This is a genomic window from Paenibacillus sp. YAF4_2, from assembly GCF_052113225.1.
In the GTDB taxonomy this organism is placed as follows: domain Bacteria; phylum Bacillota; class Bacilli; order Paenibacillales; family Paenibacillaceae; genus Pristimantibacillus.
This window is the reverse complement of record NZ_JBFRCT010000004.1, coordinates 546,165-559,999: the sequence shown is the minus strand read 5'-3', so window position 1 is coordinate 559,999 and position 13,835 is coordinate 546,165. Positions and strand designations below refer to the sequence as shown.

Genomic DNA, 13,835 nt, shown 5'->3' with positions numbered 1-13,835 from the left:
AGGCGAGTGAATATATAGGTAATGTAAGGGATTTTATTTGCTTCAAAAGTTGGGGCAAATGTATGGTCGGGCTTAGGCATTTCGGACGAGAAGGCGGATATTATTAGGAGAAATTACCGGAGTTGTTCGTCCTGCGCCTAAAGTTCAGGTTGCGAAACCAGTCGAAAGTGAATATGATAGAAAGTATGATTCCAGCAGGAAAGCGAGGATAGTGGTTGTAACCAGTTTTATAAGCGCCAGAGCTTGCGTGATGATTTGCCTTATGGAGTTACGAGCATGAGGAGTCATACGGGAAGCTGACGAGGTGAAGGTGTTCGAATTATTCGGCGGGGACCTTCCGGTTATCAAAGCCAACCGAAAGCCGATACGCAAAGGGATTGGGCGACCGATCTTACAAACGTTCGGCAGGCTGCACTATTATTTATTTTGATGTAATTGCATTCATTCGAGGAATTAAACATGCTCCCGTATGTCTATGGTGCCGCCTGATAGGTTGGCACGGGCAGAGGGGTAATACGCCTGTGCCACATATCGACTGGCATCCGTATTCATAGTTGGGAGACAACTATCGATTAAACGGAGGTCTTTATTATATGTGTGGTATTGTAGGATATATTGGTAAACGTGATTCTCAGGATATTTTGATCGAAGGGTTGAAGAAGCTGGAATACCGGGGTTATGACTCCGCTGGTATTGCGGTATTCACAACGAACGGACTGGAGATCAAGAAATCTAAAGGCCGTCTGGCTGTGCTGGAGGATAAACTGCGTGATGAGCCGCTGCAAGGTTCGGTTGGTATCGGTCATACACGTTGGGCAACTCATGGCAAGCCATCTGACGTTAACTCGCATCCTCATACAGATAACTCGGCGAAGTTCTCGGTCGTGCATAACGGCATTGTCGAAAACTACCTGGATCTGAAAGAGGAATTAACGGCTAAAGGCCATCGTTTTGTGTCGGAGACTGACACTGAAGTTATCTCGCACCTGGTTGCTGACGAATATGACGGCAACATTGTCGAAGCAGTACAACGTGCTGTAAAACGTATGCGCGGCGCATTTGCGCTTGGCGTATTGACAGAATTCGAACCAGAGCGTCTGGTTGCAGTTCGTTTTGCAAGCCCGCTTGTTATCGGCGTCGGCGAAGGCGAGAACTTCATTGGCTCGGATATTCCGGCAATTTTGGAGCATACTCGAAATGTGTACATCTTGAACGACGGCGAAATGGCTGTATTGACACGTGATGGTGTCGAACTCATGACGACAGAGGGCGAATTTATTTCCAAGGAAATATACCATGTCGATTGGGATCTTGTGACAGCGGAGAAAGCCGGATTTGATCATTTTATGCTGAAAGAAATTCACGAGCAGCCGAAGGCATATCGTGATACAATGCTTGGCCGCATTGCGGATGATGGCAAGTCGGTTAACCTGACTGAGCTTACGATGACTGCTGACTATGTGAAGTCGATTCGCAAAGTGCATATCGTTGCTTGTGGTACGGCTTACCATGCAGGTATGGTTGGTAAAACCGTTATCGAATCGCTCGCACGCATCCCGGTTGAGACGGATGTAGCATCGGAATATCGTTACCGCTCGCCAATCATCACACCAGATACGCTCGTTATCGTTGTTAGCCAATCGGGCGAAACAGCAGATACGCTTGCAGCGCTTCGTGAAGCAAAACGCAATGGTGCTCGTGTTCTGGCAATCACTAACGTTGTAGGCAGCTCGGTTGCTCGTGAAGCGGATGATGTGCTCGTAACTTGGGCAGGTCCAGAAATCGCGGTAGCATCGACAAAAGCGTACACTTCGCAGCTGATTGCGTTCTACCTGTTTGGTCTGCACCTTGCTGGCATTCTGGGTACGAAAGATGAAGCGACAATAGCAGGCATTATCACAGCGCTGGGCGAGCTTCCTGAGCAAGTGGAGAGCATCCTTGAGAATGCACCAGTGCTGAAGCAGGTAGCTGAGTCGATCTCGCATCATAAAAACTTGTTCTTCATCGGCCGCGGTGTCGACTATGCAGTCGCACAAGAAGGCTCGCTGAAGCTGAAAGAAATCTCGTACATTCACTCCGAAGCATATGCAGCAGGTGAGCTGAAGCACGGTACACTGGCTTTGATCGAGGAAGGTATTCCGGTTATTGCTTTGATAACTCAAGAAGAGCTGTATGAGAAAACGCTGAGCAACATCAAAGAAGTAAAAGCCCGCGGCGCTCATGTACTCGGTATCGTAAACGCAGGCAACGAAGTTGAAGTAGCTAAATCCGTTGATGAATTGTTCGCGATTCCGAAGACATTGCCGCTTCTTTCACCGGCTCTGTCAGTTATCCCGCTGCAGCTGATCTCGTACTATGCTTCGCTTGCACTTGAGCATGACGTTGATAAGCCGCGTAACCTTGCAAAATCGGTAACGGTCGAGTAAGGAAAGAGCACTCATATGTTGTAATGATTTAATAAAAAGCTCGCTGTTGATCAGCGAGCTTTTTTATTTTCATAAATGTAAATAAACTTTCACCATTCCTTCAATGAACAGCCATATGGCAGGCCAAACTAATAACATGATAAGGTGTATAATCAACCTAGTCACATTTTGAAGTAGTTGGCACAGAGGGGGTACAGTGTTTATATGAAAAGCATAATCAAATCGAAAACAACATGGTTAATCTCAGTCATATTTATAATATGTGTTTTATTCTTCGTCGTATTTTACGATCCGGGTAGCAAGTCATCCGTGGAAGCACCTGCTGCAGTAACAGAGCAAGACGGTTATCAAGTTGTCACTATTCAGGCAAAAGGAGACGGTTTCTACCCAGATCATGTGGAGATTAAGGCGGGAGTTCCGACAAAGATAAATTTCATCAAAACAACCAGCTTGACCTGTATAAGAGCTGTAGATTCAGAAGGTTTGGGATTTGATGTCTATTTGAAGAAGGGTGACAATTTCACAACGTTAGAGGATCTCAAGCCGGGAACCTATCAATTCGACTGCGATATGTATATGTACCATGGAACCATTACGGTGGTTTAGAAGGGATAAAGCAGGGTTTTACTTGACATCCTTAGGAGGCAAGTAAACAATGGGGGAGAGTATTAATAACCCATACGTAAGGTGGTAGATTAAGTGACTCTTCGAATTGGTATAGCGGGTACAGGTTGGTTTGGACGAATGCATGCGGAAAAGCTTGCTGCGATGGAGGGTATCAGCGTCAGCGCGTTCTGCGGGACAAGTCTTGAGAAGGCAGAAACGGCGGCAAAGCCTTATCGTGATGCACGTGGTTACGATTCTATTGAGGCTATGCTAGAGGATAGCAAGCTGGATGCTGTCTATATTTGCACGCCTCCTTTTGCACATGGTGAGATTGAGCTTGCACTTGTGGAGCGGGGAATTCCATTCCTGGTTGAAAAGCCGATTGGTGTGGATGAGGCAACGCCAAATCGGATTCGTCAGGCCATTACGGAGAAGGGGCTGCTAACATCGGTTGGCTATCACTTCCGATACATGGACAGCACCAATCATGCAAAGGAGCTTCTTGCTAACCGGACACCACTCATGGCACTCGGACAATGGATGGGCTCGATGCCAGGCGTATATTGGTGGCGCAATATGGAGACCTCCGGTGGACAGTTTGTCGAGCAGACGACACATATTGTGGACCTGATGCGCTATTTGCTTGGGGACGTGAATGAAGTTTATGCGGCTTATGGAGACCGGTATATGGCAAGAAGGGAAGAGGGAGTTACGGCTCCTGACGTAGGGACAGTGACGATGAAGCTGGTTAGCGGTGCAGTTGCTACAATCAGCAATACGTGTGCGATTCCAGCCGGTGGTTCTGCAGGCCTGCAGATCTACACGAATACAGGGGTTCTGCAGATTACGGGAGATGCTCTTGTTGATATCGAAACCGATCAGAAGACCGAGTACAAAGCGTCGAACAATCCATATGTGAGAGAAAATGAAGCCTTCCTTCATGCTGTCAGAACAGGAGACAGCAGCAGAATTCTGTCCACCTATGAGGATGCGTGGGAGACCCATCGAGTAACGATGGCGGCTAATGAATCAGCGAGAACGGGACTGCCTGTTAAGCTGAGATAATTTTTTGCTAGAGTTGATCACCACTTAATAAAGGCACTTATCGTTATTTAACGGTAGGTGCCTTTTTGCATGTTACCTTTTCATACTATTAACTTATACATTCTGCAATTGCGTTTTTCTGCTAGTAAGAGATATTATTTTCATATATAAGGAGATGACCAGCTTATGAGAGGTTTAGCCATATTACTCGGGTATACGCTATTGGGGAATGCCATTCACACCTTGTTGTCCGTGCCAATCTCGGGAAATGTTATAGGGATGGTGCTGCTTGTGATCAGCTTGTTTGCAGGGTGGATTAAGCTCGCTTGGATTGAGGAAACCGCGCAATTTTTTTTAAAGCATATGATGATTTTTTTCGCACCTGTCATCGTTGGAACGATGATGTTCTTTGGAGTAATTGGAGATCAGTGGATAGTAGTGGTGGTTACTTTAATCGTTCCAACGATTATTGTTCTACTCGTCACTGCTGGAATTGCGGCAAGGCAGTCTGGAAAGGTGAAGGAACGTACCTATGAATGAAGCATGGTTTGAGCAGCCGCTCTTTGGAATTACGATTACTGTGGTCTTTTATATGGGGGCTCAACTCCTTAATAGTCGATACCGTTGGTTAAATCCCTTGTTTGTAACATCAGGAGGGATTATTGTACTGCTGCTGCTCAGCGATATTCCTTATGAGGCTTATCGCGCAGGAGGGGATGTCATTACCTTTTTCCTTGGGCCTGCTACGGTTGCCCTTGCGGTTCCCTTTTATAAAAACTTTCAAAAGCTAAGAGATCAGCTTGTCCCTATCGTTACAGCAGTTGGTGCGGGTTTGGTATGCGGTCTGCTTGCCGTATGGGGAATAAGTAGTCTTCTTCATGGCTCGAAACAAATCATGCTCACCATGCTTCCCAAATCGGTCACAACACCAATTGCGATCGAAATTGCTGATCTATTAGGCGGCACACCTGAACTAGCTGGTGTATTCGCTGTACTGACAGGGCTGCTAGGCAGTATGATTGGACCAGGCATTCTTAAATTGTGCAAGTTCCGTAGCGATATAGCAATTGGAGCCGCTATGGGTACAGCATCTCATGGTATTGGTACAGCACGCATCATGCGTGAATCCGAGATCCAAGGCGGCATCAGCGCATTTGCAATGGGGCTGTCGAGCATATTGACGCCTATACTTTGCATACCGCTCATTTGGTGGCTGTAACAATTAAATATAGTGAAAGGTATCTATCGTTATTAGTTGACGACGGATACCTTTTTTTGCGTTACCTATTGATGAGATCAAATGTTAAGGTACCGAGCGAACTATTCGCAGTTTGAGGCGAAAGACTTATATAGAGATCCATTTAGAGATCCATTCACATACGACTTTGGAACAATAAACCAATAAAAGTGGAATTTTTACCAATACTGGTATCCTTACGCCTTCCAAATATTGGTCCTATAATTATGAATGCGGTTACAAAATAACGCACATAAAAACAAGGTTTAAATTAAAAGGGAGGCAAAGTATGAAACGGATGAAACGTGCTTTAACGGGGATCTCTGCCATGCTAGTAATGACGACGGCTCTTGCAGCGTGTGGGAACTCGAACAACAACTCGAATTCGAACTCAAACTCATCTAGCCCAAGCCCAACAACATCTACTGCTACTGCATCAGAGGCGCCAGCAACAAATGACGGCAAGAAAGTCACGATCAATCTCTGGAGCTTCACGGATGAAATTCCGAACATGACGAAAAAGTATTTGGAAACTCATCCTGATGCAAATGTAGAGTTTAAAACGACAGTAATCGCAACGACAGACGGCGCTTATCAGCCAGCTCTTGACCAAGCATTGGCCGGCGGCGGTAAGGACGCTCCGGACATCTTCGCAGCTGAAGCGGCGTTTGTACTTAAGTATACACAAGGTGACGCATCCAGCTATGCAGCAAACTATGCTGACCTTGGTCTTGATGACCAACTGGTGAAGGACGCGGGCATCGCCCAATATTCGGTTGATATCGGCAGCAAAGACGGTCAATTGAAAGCACTTGGTTATCAAGCAACAGGCGGCGGCTTCATCTATCGTCGTTCGATTGCGAAAGATGTATTTGGAACGGATGACCCTGCAGCAATCAAGAACGAAGTTGGTCCTGGCTGGGATAAATACTTTGCTGCTGCTGACAAGCTGAAAGCAAAAGGTTACGCGATTGTTTCCGGCGACGGCGATATTTGGCACGCGATTGAGAACAGCTCCGACAAGGGCTGGATCGTTGACGGTAAGCTTCATATCGATCCAAAACGTGAAGCTTTCCTTGATTTCTCCAAGAAGCTGACAGACAACGGTTACAGCAATGGAACACAAGACTGGCAGGAAGCATGGTATGCAGATATGTCTGGTACCGGTCCAAAACCAGTCTTCGGATTCTTTGGTCCAGCTTGGTTGATCAACTATGTGATGAACGGTCAAGTGAAAGACACGAATGGTGACTGGGCTGTTACAGAGCCAACAACGGGCTTCTTCTGGGGCGGCACTTGGCTGCTTGCTAACAAAGACGTTACGAAGGACGATGCTAAGAAACAAGCGGTTGCTGACTTTATTAAGTGGGTTACGCTTGATACGTCCGAGACAGGTCTCCAATATTACTGGGCTAACGGCACGATGAAAGAGGGCGAGCAAGGCACGAAAGACAGCGTAGCATCCTCTGTTGTTATGTCGAAGTCGAACGGAGAAGTTCCACTGCTTGGCGGACAAAACATGTTTGATGCTTTTGTTCCAGCTAACGCTAACGCTACAGGCAAAAACCTGACCCAATTTGACGAATCGATCAACCTGATCTGGCGTGATCAAGTTCGTGCATATGCTTCAGGCAGCAAGAGCCGCGAACAAGCGCTCAAAGACTTCAAGCAAACCGTTACAGATCAACTCGGAATCGAAAGCGAATAATTTGGCGCCGAAGGGGTGGGAGAGCTTCCCGCCCCTTTATATCAATTGATGAGGTGAGAGCATGCGCCGCAATGGAGTCAACTACTCGAAATACGGCTATATTTTCAGTATTCCTTTTATCATTATCTTTCTGATTTTCTCATTATATCCAACGTTATACACCGCAGTCATTGGGTTCACGGATATGAAGGGTGTAATACCGAAGCCAATTCATATCATGGATAATCCTTTTCAGAACTTTAAAGATCTTATTATGGAGAATGTCTCGTTTAGACAGTCTCTTATTAATACCCTAATCCTATGGATTGCCAACTTCATACCTCAAATCGTGCTTGCGCTTCTGCTCACCGCCTGGTTTACTAACCGGCGCCTTAATGTAAAAGGACAAGGCGCATTCAAAGTTTTGCTCTATATGCCGAATATAATCACGGCGAGTACGATAGCCGTGCTCTTCAGCACCTTGTTCGCTTATCCGATGGGTCCTGTGAATAGCTTGTTTCACGCGCTGGGGTGGTCGGACGCACCGATCCAGTTCCTTCAGGACAAAAATACCGCGCGGGGTATTGTTTCGTTCATCCAATTCTGGATGTGGTACGGTAACACCATGATTGTCCTTATTGCAGGTGTGATGGGTATTAACCCAGCTCTTTTTGAGGCGGCTTCTATTGACGGCGCAAACGGGATTCAAACCTTTTTCCGCGTTACGCTGCCAAGTCTTCGTACGATCTTACTTTACTCACTGATTACATCGATGATTGGTGGTCTGCAAATGTTCGATATTCCGCAGCTGTTCATCACTCCAGCTGGCGGACCGGACAATGCTACGCTGACGACCTCCGTGTTCATCTACGGGCAGGCGTTCAAGGGCAGCTATATGTATAATAAGGCCGCGGCAGCTAGTATGATTATGTTCATCATTGCAGCTGCGCTGTCTCTCATTGTGTTCTACCTGATGCGTGATCGCAGTGAGGCAAAGCTTAAGAAACAACAAAAGATGATAAATAAAGCTGCAAAAGCAGCGACAAGGGGGATGTAAGTCATGGCGAATACGAATATTGCGAAAACATCCCGGGGCATAAACAAGACGATTATCTACATCGTCTGCATAGGCCTGTCGCTGCTTAGTATCCTTCCGTTCTGGATTATGTTCGTCAATGCCACACGTTCTACGGCGGAAATTCAAAGCGGTCTATCCCTGCTGCCATCTACACACTTCATGACCAACTGGGATGTACTCGTCAGCAAGAGCTTCGATCCCTTAAAAGGGTTCCTGAACTCGATGACCATCTCCGGTGCTTCGACCATCTGCGCGGTCTATTTCTCATCTTTAACAGCATACGGGCTTGTCGTGTACAACTGGAAATGGCGTCAGCCGTTCTTTACTTTCATTATGTGTGTGATGCTGATTCCGGCACAGGCAAGTGCGATTGGCTTCTATCAGTTCATGTATCAAATGCACTGGACGAACAGCTTCCTGCCGCTGATTCTGCCTTCGATTGCAGCGCCGGCCATTGTATTCTTCATGCGCCAATACCTGCTTGCGACACTGTCGCTTGAGATCATAGAGGCAGCGCGTGTAGATGGCTCCGGTGAGTTCGCTACCTTCAACAAGATCATCATGCCAATCATGATGCCGGCTGTGGCAACGCAAGCTATCTTTGCTTTTGTTGGCAGCTGGAACAACCTGTTCATGCCGCTGATTCTGCTGACAGATAAATCTAAATATACGCTGCCAGTGATGGTAAGTTTGCTGCGCGGTGATATTTACAAGACGGAGTTCGGTTCGATTTATATGGGGCTGGCCTTAACGGCATTACCGTTGTTTGTGATTTACTTCCTGTTGTCCCGTTATATTATCGCGGGTGTAGCGCTTGGAGGCGTGAAGGAATAGTACCTTCGAAGAGAAGAAGGGGCTGTCTCATATGAGACAGCCCCTGTGCTATTCTAGGCTGCTGCAGCTGTTGGTGGTCTACGTTGGATTTTCTCCAGTATGATCTGGCACTAGGTGACGAGGCTGTAGCTATGTTGGAATTCATCCATTACATTTCACGGAATTAGGCTATATCGCTCAAACTGAACTGATTATACTGTATCGAATCCAACGAAGCTCAAGCTAAAGGGGATTTGAGCAGTATTTTGCTGTATATAATCCAGTGTAGCCTTAAAGCTAAAGGATGGCATTACATTGGATTCGCTGCCTCACCTTGTTTATATTCATTTGGTGTCATACCAACCTCTTGCTTGAAAATTTTCGCGAAGTAGGAATAGTTGGCGTAGCCGACCTTCTTCGCCACGGCGAACACCGACAGCTGCGTCGTTCGGAGCAGCTGCTTGGCAGCCTCGATTCGCGCTCCAATGACATAGGTGCCAAGCGATACCCCCGTTTCTTTCTTGAACAGCCGGGCCAGATAATCGGGATGGAGATAGACAACTTCCGCCAGACTGAGGCGGGTGAGATCTTCCCCGTAGTGTGCATGAATATATTGCTTAATTTCCTCCGCCACTGATTTGGGCTGCTCGGCGAAATCTCGATACGACATGGCCGTATGTACCAGGTATCGCAGGTAAGCTTCCATATCCTCAATCGAGTTCAAGGAATGAGCGAGCAGCCGTTCATTGGACTTCCCTTTGTACAGCTGATGAGCCTGAATACCTTTCGACTTGAGGAAGGAGTAGACGAGCTGCATAAGATCCAGACGGAACAGACCAAGCACAGAGGTGGAGCAATGATTCTGCTGTGCAGAGTCATTCAAATACATGGTCGTTTCACGTAAAAACTCTTCCGGCAGGTTCCGCTCCAGAAGCTCCTCCAGCCGCGCTAGATCTGGTGGTCTGTAGGAATCATCGGCGGACTTAAGACCATGCTCCGCGAAAAAAATTTGATTACGCCGCTTGGCGATATCCTGATTCAGCTGCAGCAATTGCCGAATAATTGGACTGATGTCTTCGAGCTTGCCTGACATGGCCACGATACAGCACGCATCGCTTTTCAGTGAGCGGTTTGCCTGTTGGATGAAGGCGGCACATAACTCATCAAGCGTCTGAAGGTCAGGCGCTTCTTTCCATTTCAAGACGGCGATCCAGTTATGGACGCTGTATTCCAGCACGGTCTCAACTGTAAACTGCGGATGTTGAAACAGCTCGTACAGGACGTTGAGCAGCGCGAAATCGAACAGATTTTTCTCTTCGATGCCCATGCTGCCATCGTGTGGGAATAGATTAAGCAGCACGGGCTGAATAAGCTCAGTCATCCCGTACGATAGATGCTGTTCCTCGACAGCTCGCGAGATGTCCGTTGGCTTAAGAGGGAAGGAGACGCTGCTGCTGATCAGCTTGCGCCAGAAATGCTCAAGGATTTTCGCTTGATTGCGCTGCCAGTAATAACCCTCCTGAATGGCTTTTTCTTGCTGCTGCTGTTCTTTCGCACGCTCGACGGCTTTCCGGATAATAAGCATCAGCTTATCGAACTGAATGGGTTTTAGGAAATATTCAAAGCTGCGCAGCTCAATTGCTTTCTGTGCATAGTTGAAATCTGCGTAGTTGGTTAAGAAGATCGCCTGCACGTTGTAGTTCTCCTCACGAATCCACGCTAGCAGCTCCAGACCACTGCCTTGCGGCATTTCGATATCGGATATAAGAATTTGGACCTTGTGGTTCATCAGAATTTCGCGCGCTTGAGCGACATTATGAGCGGTATAGACCGACTCAATACCAAGCGATATCCAGTCGATCTTCTTCTCCAGCGCGGTCACGACAAAGTAGTCGTCATCTACGAGCAATACGTTCATCGTCTCTGCACTCCATTCTCGATTGGATTTACCGGAAGCTCCGGTAAATAAAGGGTGATGCATGCGCCTCCACTATCTCGGTTCGAGAAGCGGATCAACGCTCGTTCACCGTACAAATAGTCAAGCCGCGAAGCGGTATTCATAATCCCAATCTGCGTGCCATACGTCTGGTCGAGCGGCTGTCCTTGCTGCAGCTTCTCCAGGACATCAGGCGGGAAGCCAGGGCCGGTATCCGAAATCTGAATGACAGTCATTGTCTCGCCCTCGATAAGCTGCTCTTCAACAGTCAGCTCGATCAGCACTTGATTGTCCCGTGATACCGCGTATTTGATTGCGTTCTCGATAAAGGTTTGCAGCACAAGCGGCGGAATTGGAGTGTCCCTCGTTAGTTCGGTTTGCTCAATACGATAGAGGAAGGATCCCTGATACCTGTTCCTCTGAATCTCGAGATAAACACGGACATGCTCGATCTCGTCCTCCATGCGTACGAAGTCTTGGCCGTTTTGGAAAATATACCGGAAGTAGACGGAGGTGGACAAGGCCATCTGCTGAATCTCTTCGGTCATGTCCATTTGTGCCATGCTGTGAATGGTCGTTAGGCAGTTCAGGAAGAAATGCGGCTTAATCTGCAGCTTCATATAATCCAGCTGAATTTGCTGTTTCTCGAGCTCGCGCTCGTAGATGTCGATCTTATAGGTTTTGATCTGCGTCACCAGTTGAGCAAACTGCTTATTAGCCTTCTCAAGCTCCACAATCTTGCTGCTCGTACTATCAATGGGTTCACCGTCCTCCGTCCAGAAGGCGAGGTTATAGGAGAAGCTCTTGATCGGCTGCAGCACCTTGTTCTTGAAATAAAGCATAATGAAGCTCAGGCTGCAGGCGACGATGACGGCCAGCAGCATAATCAGCAGCTGAACGATCATGATTTTCTCGAAGGCGCCGAATTGAATGACAAGCTTGACGAAGAACGAAGCATTGTCGAACTCTCCGTTGACCGTTGTTTTCGTCTGGAGCGGGTTCAAGAGAGAGGTTTCCGGCTCAATGTTAAGCAGCTTCCCTTTATTCGAGATTGGACTTGTTACAAGACTGCCGTCCTCGGCACGTAAGGAGGCATAGCCATTCTCACCGAGATTAATCTGGCGAAGCGGGCGGATGAGATCATCTGCCGAGATCAAGCAAATCATGTAGCTGTCGTGGTAAGGAACGATATTAACGATATAAAATTTCCCGGCTAGCTGGATGGTTGACCATCGGGAGTAGAATTGCTCATAAATGACTTTATCTTCAATATAGACATTGATCTGCTTCTGAAGCTCCTGGTATGCCTTGTATGTGACCCCCATAGGCGCAATGTTGAGCATCAGTTTTTTCTTATTAAAGAAGAGGAAGAAATTATAGCTGGGGTTATAGCTTTTCTGAAGCTCGACGAACCGCCGGTATAACGTATCATTTGCTTTCATAAATTCGGTCTCGTTCGTGTTATGCATATCCATGATCTTTACATTCTCGTCGTTCGCCAGCGTCCAGCCCATGAAATGATTGATATAGGAGAAGTCGCTGTTGATCCGATTAATGTACAAATAGGCGGTGTCTCGCAAATCACGTGCGGACTGCTGCTTGACGATTGTAATCGACGCGAAGCTGATAATGAAATCCAGAATGAGCGCGGAAAAGGAAATGACGAGAATGATTTTGACGTAATGCTGAATCGGATAGAGCTTGTTCTCCGCTTGTTTGGCCATATGCCCCGCAACTCCTTGCTATCAGCCTCTAGTATTCGAAACCATGTCTGATAATTATAATGCCGCTTTATGAAAATGCAACCGATTGCATGCCTCTAATAAAGCGAATGTCTGGAATGTGACAGTAGAAAGTCTGAATTGTATGTCGTTCGATTTGGATCAGGAGAGAATCCCGACATTCGCCTTCGAAAAGTCCGGAATGTGTCATTCAGGATGTCCAAATCGCATCGCTTGCTGCAAGTATACTGAAGTTGTTAGAAGAGAAAGCAAGGAACTGTAAGATTAACTACACAGCTAAGCTAATGCTTACGAAGCAAGAATTGCTTCACAATTCTTTTAAGGAGGTTCAAATTCTTGATAAACAGTTCATCTAGCAGCAGCTTGCAGCGTCAAATGCATCGAATCAGCAGAAACTGGGGCTTGTACCTGCTCCTCTTGCCGGCTGTCATCCTGCTGCTTTGTTTTACTTATAAGCCGATGTACGGGGTCATTATCGCGTTTAAAGATTTCAAGCCGGCGCTTGGCATTATGGACAGTCCATGGGTAGGCTTCAAATACTTTGAGAAGTTTTTTCACTCCTACCAATTCTCCGTCACCATTAAGAATACGGTATTTATCAGCTTGTACAGCTTCGTAACGTTTCCGCTTCCGATTATATTCGCGATTCTCGTGAATCAGCTGCGGGCGAACCGGTTCAAACGGGTGTTCCAGACGGTCACCTATATGCCGCATTTCATTTCTACCATCGTCATCGTTGGTCTTATGATGATTCTGCTGTCGCCTGGGAACGGGCTGATCGGCAGCATCTACCGCTTATTTGGCGCCGAAGCGCCAAACCTGATGGGATCGGCCAGCATGTTCAGCAGTCTGTATGTATGGTCTGATGTTTGGCAGCATACCGGTTGGGACAGCATTATTTATCTCGCAGCCCTTGCTTCGGTAAGTCCAAGCTTGTATGAAGCAGCAACAGTCGACGGGGCAAGCCGGTGGCAGAAAATCCGGTTCATCGATATTCCGATGCTTATTCCGACAGCTGTAACGCTATTAATCCTGCGAATCGGCGGATTGCTTGGCGTTGGCTTTGAGAAGGCGTACCTGCTGCAAAACAACTTGAATATATCTGGCAGCGAGGTCATCTCGACTTATGTGTACAAGATCGGATTACTCAGCTCCCAGTACAGCTTCTCAGCGGCTATTAATCTATTTAATACAGTAATTAATTTCGCACTGCTCATTCTGGTCAACTGGATATCGAAAAAATATTCCGAGAACAGTCTCTGGTAA

The 13,835-nt window shown here is 47.0% G+C and carries 11 protein-coding genes; 9 read left to right on the top strand and 2 right to left on the bottom strand.

Going from position 1 to position 13,835, the window contains the following annotated elements:
* Positions 1-593: 593 nt before the first annotated feature.
* From glmS to AB4Y93_RS12935, 8 genes are all read left to right on the top strand, one after another.
* Complete coding sequence (gene glmS / locus AB4Y93_RS12970) at positions 594-2,426, top strand: glutamine--fructose-6-phosphate transaminase (isomerizing) (protein WP_441892512.1); 1,833 nt, start codon at positions 594-596, stop codon at positions 2,424-2,426.
* Positions 2,427-2,630: 204 nt separating this feature from the next.
* Positions 2,631-3,032 (top strand): cupredoxin domain-containing protein, encoded by a 402-nt coding sequence (locus AB4Y93_RS12965; protein ID WP_441892510.1) that lies wholly within the window; start codon positions 2,631-2,633, stop codon positions 3,030-3,032.
* A gap of 93 nt (positions 3,033-3,125) precedes the next feature.
* Positions 3,126-4,097 (top strand): Gfo/Idh/MocA family protein, encoded by a 972-nt coding sequence (locus AB4Y93_RS12960; protein WP_441892509.1) that lies wholly within the window; start codon positions 3,126-3,128, stop codon positions 4,095-4,097.
* A gap of 165 nt (positions 4,098-4,262) precedes the next feature.
* Positions 4,263-4,616, top strand: coding sequence for a CidA/LrgA family protein (locus AB4Y93_RS12955; RefSeq protein ID WP_441892508.1), 354 nt, complete (start codon positions 4,263-4,265; stop codon positions 4,614-4,616).
* Positions 4,609-5,295, top strand: coding sequence for an LrgB family protein (locus AB4Y93_RS12950; RefSeq protein ID WP_441892507.1), 687 nt, complete (start codon positions 4,609-4,611; stop codon positions 5,293-5,295). Before AB4Y93_RS12955 ends, AB4Y93_RS12950 begins: the two co-directional genes overlap by 8 nt.
* A 307-nt stretch (positions 5,296-5,602) precedes the next feature.
* A complete protein-coding gene (locus tag AB4Y93_RS12945; protein WP_441892505.1) occupies positions 5,603-7,021 on the top strand; it encodes an ABC transporter substrate-binding protein in 1,419 nt (472 codons plus the stop codon).
* Between the two features lie 61 nt (positions 7,022-7,082).
* Complete coding sequence (locus AB4Y93_RS12940) at positions 7,083-8,057, top strand: carbohydrate ABC transporter permease (protein ID WP_441892504.1); 975 nt, start codon at positions 7,083-7,085, stop codon at positions 8,055-8,057.
* A gap of 3 nt (positions 8,058-8,060) precedes the next feature.
* Positions 8,061-8,912, top strand: coding sequence for a carbohydrate ABC transporter permease (locus AB4Y93_RS12935; protein WP_441892502.1), 852 nt, complete (start codon positions 8,061-8,063; stop codon positions 8,910-8,912).
* A 289-nt stretch (positions 8,913-9,201) separates the two neighbouring features.
* Here AB4Y93_RS12935 and AB4Y93_RS12930 read toward each other — a convergent pair whose 3' ends face one another.
* Both AB4Y93_RS12930 and AB4Y93_RS12925 read right to left on the bottom strand, forming a co-directional pair.
* Positions 9,202-10,809: a response regulator transcription factor gene (locus tag AB4Y93_RS12930; protein WP_441892501.1), complete on the bottom strand. Its 1,608-nt coding sequence runs from the start codon at positions 10,807-10,809 to the stop codon at positions 9,202-9,204.
* Entirely contained in the window at positions 10,806-12,551 is a 1,746-nt protein-coding gene (locus tag AB4Y93_RS12925; RefSeq protein ID WP_441892499.1) for a sensor histidine kinase, read from the bottom strand. The genes AB4Y93_RS12930 and AB4Y93_RS12925 overlap by 4 nt, the downstream gene beginning before the upstream one ends.
* A gap of 393 nt (positions 12,552-12,944) precedes the next feature.
* Between AB4Y93_RS12925 and AB4Y93_RS12920 the strand changes: the two genes are divergently transcribed.
* On the top strand, positions 12,945-13,835 hold the full coding sequence (locus tag AB4Y93_RS12920; RefSeq protein ID WP_441892569.1) for an ABC transporter permease: 891 nt from the start codon (positions 12,945-12,947) through the stop codon (positions 13,833-13,835).